Below are 17,555 nucleotides of genomic sequence, written 5' to 3' on the forward strand. Positions count from 1 at the left end.
CAAAAATTCGACCATTTTTCTGGAGAGTCAGTAGACACAGAGCTGGACTGGTTGGGAGAGCATCCCACCGTAGAAGGCGATAGGATGTACAAGATAGGCGTTGAGTAGATAGAAGAGTGCCACACCAACCAGAGGAGAGATGTCGAAGCGCATTCGAGGAAGATAACGTTGTAGTGGAGAGAGCAGTGGGTCTGCCAAAGTATGGAGGACCTGAACAATAGGATTATTGTAAGCAGGATTGATCAGGGTCAGGAAGAACCAAAAGCCTAAGATCAGCATGAAGAAGAAGAAAACACTTTGGGCAATGATACTATTAGACTGGATGAGATGCCCAACAAACTGAAGTGCCAAAGCATCTACTTCAATTATCCCCTGCAGAAACAGATTGATCGAACGGACAGACGCTGGAATGAGCGCCTGTCCAAAAATTACCAGTAGCAGAGAAAAGTAGGCGCTGAAGTGCCTCATGGTGAGCGGTAGCCATCTTTCACACCAATACCAGAAAGGTCGAGTGACTCGGTTGATCCATGACACGAACGGGTTGTAGGGATCTGCACTGACCCATGTTAGGACAACAGCAATGATGATGATCCACTTGTAGACAAAGAGACCAAAGCAGGTCCCGCTAGCGATCAGTTCGAGCAAATCAGGCATAAGCGGGGAGGTCACGAACTGGAGTGAATGACTCTCCACAGCCACATTGACGTCCGCTGCTGAGCTGAATGAACACGAATCCTTGCTCAACAAGGTTGGCGTCACTGTAGTCAATCTTTAGAGGGCCGAGAACTTCCTCTAGGCAGAGCTGATCAACCAAAATTTGGACCCCCTGTGATTCAAGCAGAAGATCACTCTCCAGTTGATCTTTAGAGGCGTTCCATTCCAATTCGTATTTATAGCCGGAGCAACCCCCTGGCTTGGCTCCAATGCGCAGACGGGATTCTGCTAGGCTTTTCTGTTCTGCCGAACAAGCTTCTCGAAAAACCTCAGCTGCTCTCGGTGTAAGTTCGATTGTAGGTGAGTTCATTTTGTTTTCAGAAAATACTTAGTAGCGTGGAATACTGGAATCGACTTCGTCAGACCAACGATCAATGCCACCATCAATATTGAAAACCTGTTGAAAACCACGGGAAATAAAAAATTGTGCAGCTTCCATACTCCGGATACCGCGATGGCACATCAGCAGCAGGGGAGTGTTCGCATCCCATTGGTTCAGAATTTCATCAGCGAGCTTGTGATCAAGTACTTGAGACCGTTCCAGGTTTGCATATTCTCGCTCATCAGGCTCACGAATGTCCAGTACCGTTAGCTCAGAGTTTTCTTCAAGCATTTGCTTGGCTTGTGTGGGCGAAATGGCCTGAACTTGGGCGGGAGGAGGAGGAGGCTCAAAGTTTTGCTCAGGATATGCTTCTTGCAGCAATTCTCGTAGTTCACCGGATTGTGAGAGTTCCTCTATGATGTCACATCCACCAACAAATTCTCGATTTACATAGAGTTGAGGGATAGTAGGCCAATTTGTGAACTCTTTGATGCCTTGTCGAATATCAGGATCTGCCAAGACATTGAAGGAGTGAAATGGCACTTTCCACCCTCGTAGGACCTCACAGACACGATAGGAAAACCCGCACTGTGGTGCTTCAGGGGTGCCTTTCATGAATAGAAAAATAGGGCTACTATCAATTAATCCTTCAATACGAACTTTCGAATCATCACTAGATTGTGATGAATCTGTCGCATCAGCCGAAACAACCTTAAATTTCATGATTACCTTTCCTTGTTGCTTACTTGATAATCCTCATATTTCTGACTCGGAGTAAATCAGTTTCGGTACAGATGCCGCAGAAGATGAAGGATCGAGAATGATTTGGAGAATCTGTCTATGAAAAAAACTTCCTTTATTTCTCAAGCTTGCGGATGGAAGTTCCAGATAAAAATTGGGCATCGCCAAAAAATTGAGGATTTGTTGACATCTGCTAAAATTAAAAAAGTAAAATTAGAATATTTGATTCTATGAAAAGTAGAAAGAGTTGGTTTTTTATCTTGCGAGAAGTGCACCGGTTTTGTGTAATCCCATTTCTGAAAAACCTTTAGGGATTCTATGAGAACTAAGTCAATCACCTTCCTCTCCCCCATTGATCAGTGGCGTAGTCGCCTGGGTGACTACTGGACCCTCTGCAAGCCACGTTTGTTGGGTATGGTGGTATTGAGTGCGATGATGGGATACTACCTACCCGGAGTTACCAGCGATCCAGCAAAGATCTTTCACTTGATTCTTGGTACACTTCTGATCGGTGGTGGTGCGCATGTGCTCAATCAGTGGTTTGAGCGTGAGCAAGACGGCCGCATGCGTAGGACTTGTCAGCGTCCGATCCCAACGGGGCGAGTCAGCGAAGAAGAAGCTATCTTATTAGGAGCTACGCTAAGCATCGTTGGTTTTAGCTATCTTTTCGCATTCACTGGCTGGCTCACGGCACTTTTGGGTGCTGCGACGCACCTGACATACCTTTTGCTCTACACCCCATTGAAGCAAAAAACGGTTGCCAACACTTGGGTTGGTGCCATAACTGGAGCCCTGCCTCCACTGATGGGCTGGAGTGCAGCAACCGGAGTTTTAGATTGGGGAGCACTCCCAATCTTTGCGGTACTTTACCTGTGGCAGATGCCACATTTTTTCGCCATTGCTTGGATGTATCAGGACGAATACCATAAAGGTGGATTCCGGATGCTCTCCAGTATTGATGAAGATGGCCGCTTGACTGCAGTGCACATGGTACTGCATATCACCCTACTGATTCTGGCCAGTGCTTCCGTATTCTGGTTTGAACAGGCAGGACCTTTCTTTCTTGTTGTTGCTACACTTTTGGGAGTCGGTTTCTTGATGCCAACTCTTCAATTCTGGCTGCACCGCAATGAGCAGAATGCGAGAAAGGTGTTTTTCGCATCAATCATTTATCTGCCTGCCTGGTGTGTGGTGTTGACGTTGGATCGAATATTTCTATGAGGTAGGATGGAAGATCATATCATGAAGAAACTCGATAGTGACGAGTTGGCCAGTAAAGCCTTCAGACTCGTGGCTGCGGGGTGTGCGCTATTCATCATAGCCGTTATATTGTATGTGCTGTAGGGAGTTAAAATGATTGAGTATTTTGTGCCTGGTGCTTCAACGTATGCTGGCGACATAGATTTCCTGTTCGATATGATCACGATCATTGTGGGTTTTTGGTTCGTGATGGTATTGGCAGTGATGACCTATTTCATGGTTCGTTTCCGACGAAAAGAAGGTGTGCGAGCTGCTTACATCTCAGGTGATCCACATTCTCAGAAGAAATGGACGCACTATCCACACTACTCCGTGATCGCACTTGACGTAGTTATTATCGTTTTTACGGTAATGGTTTGGGTAGATGTGAAACAAACCTTACCTCAAGCAGAGGATAAGATTCGAGTAGTGGGGCAGCAATGGAGCTGGTTCTTCATCCATTCAGGGCCTGATGGCAAACTGGGTACCGAAGATGATATCTCTAATGTCAATGACCTGCATGTGAAGAAAGACACTGTCTATCACTTCGAACTAGAATCTCGTGATGTTCTGCATAACTTCTCTGTTCCAGCCTTTCGACTGCGGCAGGACACTATCCCTGGACGTACGATTACCGGCTGGTTTGAGCCCAACAAAACGGGAGTGTATGACATTCAATGTGCAGAAATTTGTGGATATGGTCACGGAATTATGGGTGCAACAATCGTAGTTCATGAGGATCAGCAGTCCTATGACGCTGCTATGGAGTCGATCCGCAACCGAACCTACGAAAGTGATTATCAAAAACGACTTCAGAAGATGACCGTCAGTACGGCATCAAATAGCGAATCCTTCACAGACAAGCTGCTCAGCAGCTTCTAAACCAAGAAGTGTTTTAGGAGAAAGTATGGGACAGACGACGGTCACCCATGATAGTCATGCCGCTCACGAACATGACCATCACGAACAAAGCTTTATAATGAAGTACTTCTTCCCCACTGATCATAAGATCATTGGACTGCAGTACATGTTTACGGGAATGTTCATGGCAATTGTCGGAGGGTACTTCGCCTATGCCTTTCGTATGCAGTTGGCTTTCCCTGGCATGGAAGTTCCGCTCTACGGTACGATCGGACCGGGAGAATACAACATGCTGATCACCAACCACGGTTCAATCATGATTTTCTGGGTGGCGATGCCCGTACTCATCGCTGCTTTCGGAAACATCCTGATTCCACTGATGATCGGCTGCGACGACATGGTCTTTCCAAGATTGAATCGTTTATCCTTCCAAATCTTTCTACTCAGTGTAGTAGTCCTGTTCATGTCCTTCTTCGTACAAGGTGGAGGATTTGGCGGAGCCTGGACTTCTTATCCCCCCTTATCAGCAGTAGCCGAGTACAACTTGACGGACTGGGGAGCTTCGCTTTGGTTAATTGCTGTTGCCCTTGAGTTTGTGGCTTTCCTGATCGGAGGGATCAACTTTGTGACTACTTCAATGAACGCTCGTGCGCCAGGAATGCGGATGACCGACATTCCCATGGTAGTCTGGATGATTGTCTTGGCTTCGATCATGTTCATGGCTTCAGTTGGTCCATTGATAGCTGGATCGATCATGCTTCTGATGGACCAGCGAATTGGTACAACTTTCTTCGTTCCTTCTGGGGGTGGTGATCCAATACTTTGGCAGCACTTATTCTGGTTCTTTGGTCACCCAGAGGTATATGTGGTCTTACTTCCAGCCCTAGGTATCGTCGCTGAGATCATGACAACCTTTGCTCGCAAGAAACTCTTTGGCTACAAGACAATTCTCTACACTACCTTCGCAACAGGCGGATTGGCATTTGTGGTTTGGGCGCACCACCAGTTTATTGCTGGGATTGACCCTCGCATGGCTAACATCTTTCTCGTTACAACCCTGCTGATTTCAATTCCTATCGCCGAAATTTTATTCAGTTACATAGCTACGCTTTATGGAGGGTCAATTGAATTCCGAACCCCGATGCTGTGGGCACTGGGTTTCTTAATTACCTTTCTGCTTGGTGGTGTCACAGGAATCTACCTTGGCTCTAGTGCCTTGGATATCTATTTTCATGACAGCTATTTTGTAATCGCACACTTCCACTATACCTTTTTCCCCATTGCGATCATTGGGATGTTCGCAGGCTTGTACTACTGGTATCCAAAAATGTTTGGAAGAATGATGGATGAAACGTTAGGTAAGATCCACTTCTGGGGTACAATCATTCCGTTCAATGGTATATTCTTACCTCTCTTCCTAGTTGGAATGGCTGGACAGCACCGACGAATTTATAATTTTCAGCACTTTCCAGACTTGGCTACAGCCGATCTACAAGGAATCCGTGTCTTTGCAACGGTTTCCATGGTGACAATGCTGTTGTTTCAATTCGTCTTTGCATACAATTTTTTCGTCAGCATGTTCAAAGGAGAAAAGGCTCTAGCGAACCCTTGGAAATCTAACACACTAGAATGGACAGTTCCATCGCCTCCTCCCCACGGAAACTTTGCGGAACTTCCTACCGTTTACCGTGGGCCCTATGAGTACAGCGTTCCTGGTAATAAGGAAGACTACTGGCCTCAAAATATGCCTGATCGCAACTGATTATGAACAAGGGAGAACTTTGTTTCTTCCCTTAATGACTTTCTGAGAAATCGTTATGTCTATGCAAGGACCTCTAGCAACCAGCCGTTCAGCAACTGGAATCCCAACTGGACGACTTGCGGTATGGTGGCTACTAGCCTCGGAGATTTTCATCTTTGGTGGATTGATTGCTTGCTACATTCTGTACCGCCTAAACAATCCTTGGTGGGGCGGGGAAGCTGTTTTTACGAAAGTTCCAGCAGGTGCGTTCAATACATTCGTCCTGCTGACTTCCAGCCTTTTCATCGTATTAGCACACGACGCTGCAGAGAAGAAGGATTTTGACCGGGCATTTAAATTTATCTGGTACACAATTGGTGGGGGCCTCGTCTTCTTGCTGGTCAAATATTACGAATATTCCTCAAAACTCTTCGCTGATGATCCAGAACTGCTGAAGACTCCTTTGACCAATACTTACTGGTCTTTCTACTATACGGCAACAGGACTACATGCTCTGCATGTGATCGGAGGTATGGTCATTATGGCTTTGATCTCCTTTGACCTCAGGAAAGGCTTCAATCCACACAGGGTTGAATTGATCGGGCTGTACTGGCATTTTGTTGATATCGTCTGGATTTTCCTTTTCCCACTCCTCTACATCGCAAAGTGAATATGGCTGGAGCACACGCACATCCAAATTATGTAAAGATTTGGGTACTTCTCTTAGTACTCTTGGTGGTCAGTATCATTGGGCCAGAGCTAGGAATTCCGTGGCTCACGCTATTGACTGCTTTCGGAATTGCACTTATAAAGACCTATTATGTCGCTGCTTACTTCATGCATCTCAACTTTGAGAAGAAATACGTCTGGTTCCTACTGCTAATTTCTACTGTTTTACTTGGAGTATTCTTTTTTGGCGTTGCCGGTGATGTGATGAAGGCTGATGGCCAGAACTGGCAAGACTGTATCTCTAACAATACCTGTGCGGAGCAACAAAGGTACGTCGATGGTCAACTTCGGTAATTCATGATTTTACTCGTAGCTCCTGAGATTCCAGCAAATTCGAATGCTGAACGTAGACAACTGGTTTCAAGCAGCATTTTTGCGACTGTCATTCTGATCATGACAGAAGTGATGTTCTTTGCAGCACTGATCAGCGCCTATATGATTATCCGCTCTGGCGCCGAAGAGTGGCCTCCATGGGGTCAGCCTCGGCTTCCAGTGTTCGCAACAGCATTGAACTCTTTGACTCTCTTGGTGAGCGCCTTCTGTCTGCATCGGTCTGTAAAGGTATTCCCTTCGCAGGCATCACAGTCTAAGCAGTTGCTTGCTTTGACGATTGCTCTGGGAACAGTCTTTGTCAGTGTGCAGGGATACGAGTGGATCCAGTTGATTAGTTTTGGGCTGACCATTACTTCCAGTACCTATGGAGGTGTCTTCTATCTGATCATCGGAGCTCACGGGCTGCATGTGATTGGAGGGCTGCTCGCTTTACTTGTTTGTTTGAGAAGGCTCAACTCTACCTCCCAGCAACTGACAATTGACAACCTTCGTGCAGCCCAAATCTTTTGGTATTTTGTGGTTGGAGTTTGGCCAGTTTTATATACACTTGTTTACTTGCTTTGAGGATTGTGAGAGCCGTTCCTACTATTGTGATTACTGGCCTGGCTAGTTTATTCCTGAATTTCGACGTACAAGCCTGTGCGGTTTGTTTCTCTTCCTCAGAGAATACGAGAGCCGCATTTTACCTGACGACAGCTTTCTTGACTGTACTGCCAGTAGCCATGCTGATTGGTGGCTTCTACTGGGTACGGAAGCTGCAGCAGAAGCATGATGCGGTTGATCAAAGTTAAGCTTCATTCCGTCAGGACGAGTACATGTTGCCTCCTCGCCATCTTTTGGCAATCCCTGCGCTTTTGTTCTTTATTTCAATAACAAGCTTAGCGCTCGCTCTACCCCGCAATCTTCTCCTTTCCAAAAATCCAGATCTTACATTTTTACTGGTTGATAAAAAAGACTGCCAAATCGCAGTCTATCGAGGCTATCCGAAGTGGGAGATGATCGCTGCATATCCGTGTACAACGGGAAAAGTGCCAGGTGACAAGTTCAAAGAAGGAGATCTGAAGACACCAACGGGGATCTACTGGTTTACGGACGTTTGGTCAGAGAAAGATTTGATAGGAATGTATGGTGTTAAGGAAGCAAAACCCTATGGTGCAGGAGCATTCCCACTAAACTACCCAAACTTGATAGATCGTCTCTTCCACGACAAGACAGGCTATGGAATTTGGTTGCATGGTACAGAGGGCGATCAGCCTATTCCAACAGAGGGATGTGTTTCAGTCAGTAATGAAAATTTTTTAGAGATTGCGCAGTATATACAACTGCCAAACACTTTGATTCTGATTGATGAATCAGTAGAAAAATTGGAGGAACATCAGCATCTAGCTGAAATAGAGAGGCTGAAAAATTTTGTTGTCACCTGGATAGATGCTTGGGAAAATCCAAATGTGGAAGACTACATAAATTACTATTCAAGTAGGTTTACAAACGAAAATTTCGATAAGAAGAGATGGCTACACTACAAGAAGAGAATTAATCTGCGAAATAAAAGTCGGAAAATACAAGCTTCGAATCTAACCTTCCTATATAGTAAGGATACTTACTTTGTTCATTTTCTCCAAAAATATAGCTCTTCAGATTTTAGTGATTTAGGTTGGAAAACGTTATATTTAGAGTTTCAAGTGGACGTACAGGATTTTCGAATTATCAGCGAAAATTGGGAACCTTATGAAAATCTAGCTATTATTCCAAAAACAGCTGACGCCTCTAAATCTGAAACTGATGAAATTTAAGCCTCTCCTTCAACCCTCACTATCTGCGTTCCAATCCCTTGATCAGTAAATAGTTCAGCAATCACAGAGTGCGGATCTGTTCCGTTAATGATGTGAGCTGAACGAACGTTGGCTTTAACGCAATCCAACGCAGCCTGAATTTTAGGGACCATCCCACCTGAAATCACCTTGTTGGCGATCAAGTTCTCCGCAGTAGCCGTATCCAGATAGGAAATCAACTCTTTTCCATCTGATAACACCCCATCAACATCAGTCATGAAAATCACCTTGCGTGCTTCTAACGCAACTGCAATTGCAGCTGCGACAGTATCGGCATTGATGTTGTAGGTCTCACCACTACTCCCCATCCCTATTGGCGAGACAACTGGAATGAACTGCTCTCGAATCAGTAGATGCAGTAGTTCGGGATTGATCTGTCTGATAGTACCTACATAGCCAAGGTCGATGCCACTGGCGTGCTTTTTCTTGTCAGCTTGAATCAGATTTCCATCCTTCCCACTAAGTCCTACTGCCTTTCCCCCAAAAGTCTGTAAATGAGCGATAATCTCTTTATTGAGGTTTCCTGAGAGCACCATTTCAGCAACCTTCAAATTCTCTGCGGTTGTTACTCTCAACCCATCAACAAAGGTCACTTCCTGGCCTAGGCTCTGGATCACCTTCGATACTTCTGGACCACCACCATGGACAACGACTGGTCTCATTCCTAAGGATTGTAACAGCACAATGTCTTGGGCAAAGCTGGTTTTCAGGGCTTCCTCGATCATTGCGGCTCCTCCGTACTTGATGACGATGATCTGGTTACGGAAGCGCTGAATGTAGGATAGAGCCTCAATCAGTAGATCTTTCTTGTCCCGGTGACTGATTTTCATTGGGGATTTCGAATGAGACAGAAAAGGAAGGATTATGGGTATGTTGCTCAAATATCTGGTCGGACAGGTACCTTTAACTTTTGGTTAAGTCGTAATGGCTCGTTTCCTTCAAGATCATTAAGAACCAAGAGTTGCTCAACAGAAGTCCTATGTTCTCTAGCAATATCCCAGAGAGTATCACCCATACGCACCTGGATAATTCTGTGGGTTGCTTTGTTGTTTTGTGTGATCTCTCTAAATACGGTGAGTTGTTGTCCTGCAAGTAGTGAATCAGAACTTTTCAGATTGTTCCATTCCATCAATTTACTGACAGTCACATTATAGCGTTCTGCCAGTTCAGAGAGGGTTGCTCCTTGGGGAACCCTTATTCTGACCTGTTTTTCCTGAACCAATTGTTGAGAGGTTGGTTCAGGCGGTGGAGCAATGATTAGTGTTTGGTTCGCCTGCAAAGCATTAGGAGCAGCGAGATTATTCCAACCTATCAACTCTTTCACAGAAACATCATAGCGTTGTGCTAAGTTAGACAGTGTTGCTCCTTGGGGAACTTGAATCGTTTTGGGGCGAGGATAAATCTTTAGTGACTGGCCAGCTTGCAGATCCATTGGTGAGCGTAAATGATTGATCGTCATTAGCTCTTTGATATTTGTGTGGTATCGCTCTGCCAGTTCAGAGAGAGTTGCTCCTTTGGGAACCCGGATGACAAACTGTGTCCCACGGATGCGCTCTTCCAAGTTTTGATTTTTTTCTCGTACTTCCTCCAAGACCTTACGATTGACAACATACATCTTGAGGCGTTGTCCAACTTGCAGAAGCTGGTTTTTAGGGATTCGGTTCCAGCGCAGTAGCCTTGTGATGGTTGTGTTGTACTTGCGTGAAATTGTCGATAGATTCTCTCCTCGCTGCACACGTACATATTTCAAATCGCCATGGCGCTCAAGAGTTTGTAGGTTCTCTGGAGTGTCTTGCAGCATGCTATTGTAGTGCTGGAGCCAGTGGGAAGAAGGCTCACCATACTGGCGAAGAGATTGCCACAGTGCAGGCTGATATTTCTGTGGAAGGTAGATAGTGTAATGTTTCTGATCAATGGGCGGCATCTCCCGGAGATATGCCATATTGTAGGTGAGTAATTCGTCTAGTGGCATTCCCGCACGTTGAGCAACTTCTTGGAAGGAAAAGTCGACAGGTACTTGGAACTGTGACTGTTCCATTGGAGGTTCTAGTGTAACACCAGTGATTCCGAAATAATCTAAGTTCTTATAGATGATTGCGGTAGCCATGATTGCTGGAACGTAGCTCCGCGTTTCCCGAGGTAAAGATAGCGACCAGAAGTCAGTTGGTTTTTTTCGCTGCTTGGCTCGTTTAACCGCACGCTGGACTCTTCCTTCACCAGCGTTATAGGCTGCCAGCACAAGTTCCCAATCACCAAAAATTTCGTAAAGGTATTTGAAGTGCTGTGCGGCAGCACGTGTCGCTTTGAGTGGATCTCTGCGTTGATCAATCCAAGGATCCACCCTAAGCTGATATTGCTGTGCTGTGGTTGACATGAACTGCCAGAGTCCGACTGCTTGCTTGACTGAGACAGAACGTTCATTGAAGTTACTTTCCACTGCCACAACGAAAACCAAGTCCTGTGGAAGGCCCCAAGCTCGTAGTTCTCTGCGGAACATATCCATGTATCGCCCAGAACGAGCAAGTCCACGGTCAAGAATGGAATGCTTACGCTCGGTGTAGTAGCGTAGCATCTGTTGCACTCGCTTATTGAGCTTGATGGGAATGTCGTAGTATCTTTGATCTGCAATCGCCTGGAGCGAGGGTTTTCCTTTGCCTGTGCTAATCTGGTCCGAGGATTCTCCGAAACTGGGTAGTGGAGGACCCCAGCAAAAGATTACTAGCAGAATGAGGAATTGCAGTGAGCGAAGCGTCATTGTCTCTTTAAAGAGAGCATTTTTGTGAATGAATTAATCAAAAAATCATTCCTATATACCTGATTTCTTGCAAGATAAATGACACAAAAGAAAAAAGAGTTTTTCACTGTAATTCAGCTTGTAGACTAAAGTTTTTCTTGCAAAAAAGAGATCCATTAGGTCAATTTAATCAAATTTAAGTCCACTGGTACTGAGTAAAAGAGGCTACATTGAATTCTTATACATTCCGACGTCAAAACTATTTTGTTTTTCAAGTTGATCGCGATCCTGTTACGCCTTCAGTTCATTTCTTATGGGGTAAATTCGACTTTAGAGCGATCTTAGAACGTACTGAGGAGTCGAAAGTAATGGCTCAGCCTGATCGTGGATTCAGGGATGAGAGTGGCCAATACTTTGTGCTGAAAAGCTTGCAGAACTTGTATCGCACAGAATGGTATGAGTTTGTCCGTCCAACAGCCCATGGCTTACAATTCGAGGAGACACTCTGGATAAATAATGGTAAGTCTCATTATGTGGAATATCCTCAGGATCTGCAGGATGTCGCATGCTCTATCTGTGCCGCAGAAATGGATCTAAGTCCGTTACAGTCTGTTGAACTAAACTAATACTTAACCAATTTGACTACTTCATGAAATCGACTTTGCCTCAACGTAAGGTGCACATAGCAACCTTTGGTTGTCAGATGAACGAGTACGATAGCGACAAGATGCTTGAAATCTTGAATCAGGAAAATTACCAGTACACAGATGAGGCTGGAGAAGCTGACTTGATTCTGCTGAATACCTGCTCTGTTCGAGACAAGGCAGAACAAAAAGTTTATAGCCTGCTAGGCAGGCTGCGGAAACTAAAGCAAGCTAATCCTAAGCTGAAAATTGGAGTTGGTGGGTGTGTTGCTCAACAGGAAGGTCAGCAAATTCTTGCAAGAGAACGCAGTGTTGATTTGGTCTTTGGTACAGATAATTTATTCGAACTACCTGAACTCTTAGCAGAAGTTGCTCAGGGAGAGCGTATCGCAAGGACAAATCGTGTAGCTCCTCGTCAAAAAGTTAGAAATTTTATCCCAGAGGAAGTTTCTTTATCAAAAGGAGCTAACCTGAAGGCTCATCTTGCGATCACCAAAGGGTGTAATAATTTTTGCTCTTTTTGTATTGTCCCTATGACACGGGGTTTGGAAGTGAGTCGGGAACCAGAAAATATTTTGCAGGAAGCTAGAAATCTGGTTGCCCAGGGAGTTCGTGAAATTTGTTTACTTGGGCAGAACGTCAATTCGTACAAGGCAGATGGTGTCGACTTTGTCCAATTGCTACGGCGAATGGACAAGATTGAAGGATTGCAACGCATAAGATTTACATCACCACATCCTAAAGATTTTCGAGAAGAACTTGCGGAAGAATTTGCTGAGTTACCAAGTCTATGTGAACAACTCCACCTACCTCTGCAGTCAGGTTCAGATCGTGTGCTACGTCGAATGCGTCGCTGGTATACCTTGGAAAAATATCTGGAAAAAGTAGCCTTGTATCGCCGTTATGTACCACAGGGAACGTTATCAACCGATATGATTGTTGGCTTTCCTGGTGAAACAGAAGAGGATTTCGAACAGACTTTGCAAGCGATCCAAACCATCCATTATGACCAGATCTTTGCATTTAAGTACTCTCCACGGCCAGATACACCTGCGGCGGCATATTCAGGACAGTTGCCAGAAGAGGTCAAGATCGAGAGATTGAGCCAGCTATTGGAGTTACAGGAGCCGATTGTAAAAGCCAAAAATAAGGCTTTGATCGGTAGTTCGCAGGAGGTCTTGGTCGAAGGCCCTTATTTGAAGGACCCAAATCGACTCAACGGAAGGAGTCGAGGTTACCACTCGGTCGCGATTGCAAACTGTGCCGCTGAACCAGGAGAATTAGTGCCAGTTCGGATCACTGGAGCTAAAACCTACCTGCTGGAAGCAGAACCACTGTCAAAATGATCAATCAACTTCAGATCACTAGTCGAATAGATCTTGTTTGCCCAATCTGCCACGTTGAGGGAGAGTGTGAGGCGCATTGTGTAGAAGCTTGGCAACAAGGAAATCGCCGAGATCATCTGCGAAACCTGTTGACGCCCTATCCCAATATTGGGCCGCAGTTGCTTCAAACGCTCCTAGATGACCATGCAACGCCGGAACAGGCTTTTGGCGACTGTACATTGATTGCTTGGAATGATGAGGTGCCAGCGACTTTTCTTCCGCTTTTCAATGGTACAGCGATGATCCACACTCAAGAGCCGTTACAATGGTTTGCTCTTTTCCATCGTGAGGGACCCAATCTTCTGGATCTTTACACCAAACGCATACTAGGGCAGTTGATGCGCAGTTATAAGATGCGTGAGATGATTCAGACGCTGCGTGAAGAAGAAGTCCAGATGATAGTTCCTCGTACAGCAGTGAAGCGTGCTAAGCCCACACAGCCGCCATTGGACCAAGCCCCTGAAATTCTGATTTCACAAGGTGGTGTGGCTGCAGATTCTTCTGCTTATCAGGAAGAAGAATGGGCTATTGATTTGATTCGTAGTCTAACCTAAAGATCTTCGATAGAAGAAGGTGGTAAAATATTTGTTTAGTATTTGCACATCTCTTATCGTAAACCAAAATTGAAGAAGAAAGATAGGATTATGAAACCATGGATTGTATGGATGTGCTTTGGGTTGCTCTATCTTGGAGTACAGGAAGTCGAAGCGCGAAGAATCACTGGTGGAAAGCCAATGGCGCCGCGAAGCCCAAGCATTAACTATGAACAACTTCAGCAGCATCGAACACAGTCTCGTGCTGGTTATCAAAGTGGTTACTATGATCAAGCATACCAAGCTGAGGTTCGTAGGGGCCGTTCGGTGAACAGCATGGTTGAGAGCAATACAGGAAATCCACCGATTTATCCGCTTAATTACGGTTCACTCCGACGCTCTGTGTTGGAAGATGATGATACCCAACGCCGGAACTTCAATCCATTCAGAGTGAAGCCAGAATATGGGACACGTCCATCTAGTCGCCCACGCCCACGTTATCCTACCGAAGGTGTCAAATCACCGATCAAACTATTCTGATTGTTTCTCACATTCCCCAAAAAGTGTTGGCCTCGAAGGCCAACACAAACTAATCGCAAATCAAAAGAGATTTACAAATGTCTAGTCGTCTGTCTCAGCTACAGAAGTTGATTCAGGAATCTGAATTAGATGGCTATTTAGTGCCAACGACAGATGAGCACCTCAACGAGTACGTGCCTCTACACCACCGTCGTTTGGAAGCATTGAGTGGATTCAATGGATCTGCTGGTATCGCGATTGTTCAGCGGGAAGAACGATCGCAACTATTTGTGGATTCTCGCTACCATATTCAAGCAGATGCGCAAAGCGGAGAGCATTTTGAAATCCGAAAGCTAGGGCTCGCCGGAGTTCCAGACGTTGTGGAATGGCTTGCAGAGCAATCGACTGGGTGTCGTTTCGGAGTAGATCCATTCACAGTTAGCCCACGGAGTTGGAGGCGTTGGTCACAGGCGTTGGTGAGTTGCCAGTCGGAGTTGGTACCAGTGCTTGGTAACTTGGTTGATCAGACCGGATCAATTGCGACACCTGAACGGGTAGAGCCTAATTTGTTGCCACTTTCTTGGACGGGTCGTTCCACCTCAGAAAAGTTGACTGAATTGCGTGACCAATTAGATAAACATCAGGCTACGCATTTATTATTGACCCAGCTAGATGAGATTGCCTGGTTGACTAATTTGCGGGGAAAAGATGTTCCTTGTAATCCAGTCTTCGAATCCTATGCGCTGATTTCCAAGACAGAAGCAATCTGCTTTTGTCATTTTCCTACTAGCGCAGAACTAAAATCACTAACGGATTGGACGTTTCATTCATATGAGGACTACGCTCTCACCTTAAAGCAATTAGCAGAGGATGCTTCTGCATGTGTGTGGTTGGACCCGCAGGGTGTTACAATGGGCACCTTGCTGTTATTACAAGATCAATCTGCCCAGGTATTGGAAGCAGAAAGTCCAGTTATCATGCCACGTGCTTTGAAGAATGAAGTCGAATTGCAGCGTATTCGCTACGCTCACCGACAGGCAGCAGTTGGGAAAATTCAGAGTCTTGCTAGATTGAAGCAAGCCCAGCAGAACAGTGAACAGGTAAGCGAACAACAATATGCTGGATGGCTACGTAGCTACTATGAGAGACGACCAGATTTTGCAGATTTGAGCTTTGAAACAATTGCTGGAGTTGGTGCCAACGCAGCGATTGTTCATTACAGCAATCCGAGTGCAGCAAAAATTCTGACAGATGGTGAATTCCTATTGGTCGACTCTGGTATTCAGTGTGGGGGAGGAACAACCGATGCGACTCGTACGATGATCTGGGGAGAGCCTGATGCTGAGCAGCAACGATGCTATACGAGGGTGTTGCAAGCACATATTCGACTTGCTCGCCAGGTTTTTCCTGAGGGTACGAATGGTGCGGTACTGGATGGTGTGACTCGATCTTTGTTATGGAATGAAGGACTTGATTTCGGACATGGAACGGGTCATGGCGTAGGAGCCTTCCTCGGGGTACATGAAGGACCACAACGCATATCGGCCTTTGCCGGAGATGTTGGCTTTCGGTCTGGAATGATTATTTCCAATGAGCCTGGATACTATCGCACGGGTTGGGGAGGAATTCGTTTGGAAAATCTCTACGTCGTGCAGCCAGCTGCCCAGCATCCTAAGCATCCAGATGGCAAAGAGTGGCTTTGCTTTGACACCCTGACCCTGATCCCCTTTGAGCGTAAGCTAGTCTGTGAAAAACTTCTTACAGAAGACGAATGGAATTGGTTGCAGCACTATCACAAGCGAGTTTGGGAAGAGATTTCACCACTCCTCAATGAAGACGGGGAGAAAGAGTATCTCCAGCAAGCTTGTGACTGGTCGCAGCGGTTACAGGTGGCTGCTTAGGAAGCTTGGTGGAAAGTCTCCTGCAAGAATTTCTTTAGAAGACCGATTTGTTCGGGAGTGTTCAGATAGGGTGCATGCCCACAGTTAGGGAGGGTAAATAACTTTCCCATTAGTCCTCTAGTCGTCATTTGGTCTGCAACACTGGGAGTCAGTATATCGGAAAATTCACCTCGAAGAATCATCACTGGACAACAAATCTGCTCATAGATCTCCCACAGATCTCCTCCTTGGGACGCTTGGGCAAAGTATTCTGATAAACGTACATCTTAGTGAACAGTCCATCTACCATCATCTTTCCTCCTAGCTGAGGAAATTGCCAACTCCTGCCATTCCTGATCACTGAGCCACTCAAAAGGCTGGTAGACCTGCTGAAAATACTGCTTCAGTTCCTGAAAATTGTTAAAAGTTGGGGGCCTGGAAACGTAGCTGGCAATCCGCTGAATCGCTCCAGTAGGTAACTCCGGACCGATATCGTTGATCACGAATCCCACCAAGTGCTTCTGTAAACTGGTGGCTCCAAGCAGCATGCCCATGATCCCACCCATCGAAGTTCTGATCCAGCCACAACGCTTGACCTGAAAATGCTCTAATAGGGCAACTGCCTGTTTCATGTAGAATGGGACGGTATATTCCGTCATTGGATCTTGTGCCCACTGCGAATGACCTCGTCCAAGAGTATCAGGAATTAGCAGGCGATAGTGTGGAGAGAGATGGGTTGCCAGTGTACGAAAGTCTCTTCCTGTGCGTGTCAATCCGTGCTAGAGGACCAGAGTTTCACTTGCAGCAGGATTCCAAACTTCTACATGGAGTTCTCGTTCACAGCACAACACATAGTGAGATTCAGGAGTTGTCATATTTCTGAGTGCAGGGGAATTGATTTGCGAAATACTGGTTAGCCCAGGCAAAATAGAAGTGTTTCAATAGTTTGCAGTGGGCTTTATTTTGCAGCAAGCGAATTCAAGGAGAAGAGAATAATGGAGTTGTCCCAAAGGCAGTGTGTGCCTTGCTGTGGAGGTGTTCCACCGCTTAAAGGAGATGTGCTAGAAGTGCTGCTCCAAGAATTGCAGAATGACTGGAAGATGATCAACAAGCACCATCTTCAGAAAGATTATGCCTTTCCCTCTTACCAAGAAGCTCTTCGTTTCACGAATTTAATTGCGAATCTAGCAGAATCAGAAGGCCATCACCCTGAGTTGATATTATCCTTCCGCAACGTACGTGTGAGCTACTGGACGCACAAGATTGATGGCTTGGTGGAGAGTGATTTCATCATGGCTGCCAAGAGTGACCTGATTCACGCAAATGAATTTACTGCTACCTGATGTGA

20 protein-coding genes are annotated in these 17,555 nt (G+C 45.7%); 14 read left to right on the forward strand and 6 right to left on the reverse strand.

Annotated features, from left to right (window positions below):
• Nucleotides 1-27: 27 nt before the first annotated feature.
• From P8O70_10630 to grxD, 3 genes are read right to left on the reverse strand one after another with little or no spacing between them, the layout of a single operon-like run.
• Complete coding sequence (locus tag P8O70_10630; GenBank protein MDG2197328.1) at nt 28-669, reverse strand: YggT family protein; 642 nt, start codon at nt 667-669, stop codon at nt 28-30.
• Entirely contained in the window at nt 647-1,024 is a 378-nt protein-coding gene (locus P8O70_10635; GenBank protein ID MDG2197329.1) for an iron-sulfur cluster assembly accessory protein, read from the reverse strand. Before P8O70_10635 ends, P8O70_10630 begins: the two co-directional genes overlap by 23 nt.
• Before the next feature lie 18 nt (nt 1,025-1,042).
• Complete coding sequence (grxD, locus tag P8O70_10640) at nt 1,043-1,759, reverse strand: Grx4 family monothiol glutaredoxin (GenBank protein MDG2197330.1); 717 nt, start codon at nt 1,757-1,759, stop codon at nt 1,043-1,045.
• A 336-nt stretch (nt 1,760-2,095) separates the two neighbouring features.
• Here grxD and cyoE point away from each other — a divergent pair, with 336 nt between their 5' ends.
• From cyoE to P8O70_10680, 8 genes are all read left to right on the forward strand, one after another.
• On the forward strand, nt 2,096-2,998 hold the full coding sequence (gene cyoE, locus P8O70_10645) for a heme o synthase (protein MDG2197331.1): 903 nt from the start codon (nt 2,096-2,098) through the stop codon (nt 2,996-2,998).
• Nucleotides 2,999-3,130: 132 nt separating this feature from the next.
• Entirely contained in the window at nt 3,131-3,898 is a 768-nt protein-coding gene (locus P8O70_10650; protein MDG2197332.1) for a cytochrome c oxidase subunit II, read from the forward strand.
• 25 nt (nt 3,899-3,923) lie between these two features.
• Nucleotides 3,924-5,639 carry a cbb3-type cytochrome c oxidase subunit I gene (locus P8O70_10655; protein MDG2197333.1) on the forward strand — a complete coding sequence of 572 codons (1,716 nt, stop codon included), beginning with the start codon at nt 3,924-3,926 and terminating at the stop codon, nt 5,637-5,639.
• Between the two features lie 55 nt (nt 5,640-5,694).
• Nucleotides 5,695-6,288 (forward strand): cytochrome c oxidase subunit 3, encoded by a 594-nt coding sequence (locus P8O70_10660; GenBank protein MDG2197334.1) that lies wholly within the window; start codon nt 5,695-5,697, stop codon nt 6,286-6,288.
• Between the two features lie 2 nt (nt 6,289-6,290).
• Nucleotides 6,291-6,641, forward strand: a complete 351-nt coding sequence (locus tag P8O70_10665; protein ID MDG2197335.1) for a cytochrome C oxidase subunit IV family protein — start codon at nt 6,291-6,293, stop codon at nt 6,639-6,641.
• 3 nt (nt 6,642-6,644) lie between these two features.
• Complete coding sequence (locus tag P8O70_10670; protein MDG2197336.1) at nt 6,645-7,244, forward strand: heme-copper oxidase subunit III; 600 nt, start codon at nt 6,645-6,647, stop codon at nt 7,242-7,244.
• Between the two features lie 5 nt (nt 7,245-7,249).
• Entirely contained in the window at nt 7,250-7,471 is a 222-nt protein-coding gene (locus tag P8O70_10675; GenBank protein ID MDG2197337.1) for a hypothetical protein, read from the forward strand.
• A 24-nt stretch (nt 7,472-7,495) separates the two neighbouring features.
• Nucleotides 7,496-8,473 carry a L,D-transpeptidase family protein gene (locus tag P8O70_10680; GenBank protein ID MDG2197338.1) on the forward strand — a complete coding sequence of 326 codons (978 nt, stop codon included), beginning with the start codon at nt 7,496-7,498 and terminating at the stop codon, nt 8,471-8,473.
• Here P8O70_10680 and argB read toward each other — a convergent pair.
• Both argB and P8O70_10690 read right to left on the reverse strand, forming a co-directional pair.
• Nucleotides 8,470-9,342 (reverse strand): acetylglutamate kinase, encoded by an 873-nt coding sequence (gene argB, locus P8O70_10685; GenBank protein MDG2197339.1) that lies wholly within the window; start codon nt 9,340-9,342, stop codon nt 8,470-8,472. The two genes, P8O70_10680 and argB, sit on opposite strands and share 4 nt — an antisense overlap.
• Nucleotides 9,343-9,389: 47 nt before the next feature.
• The gene (locus tag P8O70_10690) at nt 9,390-11,267 is read right to left on the reverse strand and encodes a LysM peptidoglycan-binding domain-containing protein (GenBank protein MDG2197340.1); all 1,878 of its coding nucleotides are present in this window, start codon (nt 11,265-11,267) and stop codon (nt 9,390-9,392) included.
• A gap of 209 nt (nt 11,268-11,476) precedes the next feature.
• Here P8O70_10690 and P8O70_10695 point away from each other — a divergent pair, with 209 nt between their 5' ends.
• The 5 genes from P8O70_10695 to P8O70_10715 all read left to right on the forward strand — a co-directional run bounded on the left by P8O70_10695 (nt 11,477) and on the right by P8O70_10715 (nt 16,228).
• Nucleotides 11,477-11,872: a hypothetical protein gene (locus P8O70_10695; protein ID MDG2197341.1), complete on the forward strand. Its 396-nt coding sequence runs from the start codon at nt 11,477-11,479 to the stop codon at nt 11,870-11,872.
• Nucleotides 11,873-11,895: 23 nt separating this feature from the next.
• Complete coding sequence (gene miaB / locus P8O70_10700) at nt 11,896-13,236, forward strand: tRNA (N6-isopentenyl adenosine(37)-C2)-methylthiotransferase MiaB (GenBank protein ID MDG2197342.1); 1,341 nt, start codon at nt 11,896-11,898, stop codon at nt 13,234-13,236.
• Nucleotides 13,233-13,829: a hypothetical protein gene (locus P8O70_10705; protein ID MDG2197343.1), complete on the forward strand. Its 597-nt coding sequence runs from the start codon at nt 13,233-13,235 to the stop codon at nt 13,827-13,829. The genes miaB and P8O70_10705 overlap by 4 nt, the downstream gene beginning before the upstream one ends.
• Before the next feature lie 90 nt (nt 13,830-13,919).
• A complete protein-coding gene (locus P8O70_10710) occupies nt 13,920-14,348 on the forward strand; it encodes a hypothetical protein (protein ID MDG2197344.1) in 429 nt (142 codons plus the stop codon).
• 77 nt (nt 14,349-14,425) lie between these two features.
• Nucleotides 14,426-16,228: an aminopeptidase P family protein gene (locus P8O70_10715; protein ID MDG2197345.1), complete on the forward strand. Its 1,803-nt coding sequence runs from the start codon at nt 14,426-14,428 to the stop codon at nt 16,226-16,228.
• Nucleotides 16,229-16,494: 266 nt separating this feature from the next.
• On the opposite strand, the gene P8O70_10720 is transcribed toward P8O70_10715, so the two are convergent.
• The gene (locus P8O70_10720; protein ID MDG2197346.1) at nt 16,495-16,980 is read right to left on the reverse strand and encodes an alpha/beta hydrolase; all 486 of its coding nucleotides are present in this window, start codon (nt 16,978-16,980) and stop codon (nt 16,495-16,497) included.
• 222 nt (nt 16,981-17,202) lie between these two features.
• Between P8O70_10720 and P8O70_10725 the strand changes: the two genes are divergently transcribed.
• Nucleotides 17,203-17,550 (forward strand): 4a-hydroxytetrahydrobiopterin dehydratase, encoded by a 348-nt coding sequence (locus tag P8O70_10725; GenBank protein MDG2197347.1) that lies wholly within the window; start codon nt 17,203-17,205, stop codon nt 17,548-17,550.
• Nucleotides 17,551-17,555: the final 5 nt, after the last annotated feature.

Source organism: SAR324 cluster bacterium (assembly GCA_029245725.1).
In the GTDB taxonomy this organism is placed as follows: Bacteria; SAR324; SAR324; order SAR324; family NAC60-12; genus JCVI-SCAAA005.

Bases quoted from the DNA above. Each gene is read 5' to 3' on its own strand.
- P8O70_10660 (MDG2197334.1), top strand. From the start codon at position 5,695: ATGTCTATGCAAGGACCTCTAGCAACCAGCCGTTCAGCAACTGGAATC.
- cyoE (MDG2197331.1), top strand. From the start codon at position 2,096: ATGAGAACTAAGTCAATCACCTTCCTCTCCCCCATTGATCAGTGGCGT.
- P8O70_10635 (MDG2197329.1), bottom strand. From the start codon at position 1,024: ATGAACTCACCTACAATCGAACTTACACCGAGAGCAGCTGAGGTTTTT.
- P8O70_10690 (MDG2197340.1), bottom strand. From the start codon at position 11,267: ATGACGCTTCGCTCACTGCAATTCCTCATTCTGCTAGTAATCTTTTGC.
- P8O70_10665 (MDG2197335.1), top strand. From the start codon at position 6,291: ATGGCTGGAGCACACGCACATCCAAATTATGTAAAGATTTGGGTACTT.
- P8O70_10670 (MDG2197336.1), top strand. From the start codon at position 6,645: ATGATTTTACTCGTAGCTCCTGAGATTCCAGCAAATTCGAATGCTGAA.
- P8O70_10715 (MDG2197345.1), top strand. From the start codon at position 14,426: ATGTCTAGTCGTCTGTCTCAGCTACAGAAGTTGATTCAGGAATCTGAA.
- P8O70_10650 (MDG2197332.1), top strand. From the start codon at position 3,131: ATGATTGAGTATTTTGTGCCTGGTGCTTCAACGTATGCTGGCGACATA.
- argB (MDG2197339.1), bottom strand. From the start codon at position 9,342: ATGAAAATCAGTCACCGGGACAAGAAAGATCTACTGATTGAGGCTCTA.
- P8O70_10725 (MDG2197347.1), top strand. From the start codon at position 17,203: ATGGAGTTGTCCCAAAGGCAGTGTGTGCCTTGCTGTGGAGGTGTTCCA.
- P8O70_10705 (MDG2197343.1), top strand. From the start codon at position 13,233: ATGATCAATCAACTTCAGATCACTAGTCGAATAGATCTTGTTTGCCCA.
- P8O70_10655 (MDG2197333.1), top strand. From the start codon at position 3,924: ATGGGACAGACGACGGTCACCCATGATAGTCATGCCGCTCACGAACAT.
- P8O70_10710 (MDG2197344.1), top strand. From the start codon at position 13,920: ATGAAACCATGGATTGTATGGATGTGCTTTGGGTTGCTCTATCTTGGA.
- P8O70_10680 (MDG2197338.1), top strand. From the start codon at position 7,496: ATGTTGCCTCCTCGCCATCTTTTGGCAATCCCTGCGCTTTTGTTCTTT.
- miaB (MDG2197342.1), top strand. From the start codon at position 11,896: ATGAAATCGACTTTGCCTCAACGTAAGGTGCACATAGCAACCTTTGGT.
- grxD (MDG2197330.1), bottom strand. From the start codon at position 1,759: ATGAAATTTAAGGTTGTTTCGGCTGATGCGACAGATTCATCACAATCT.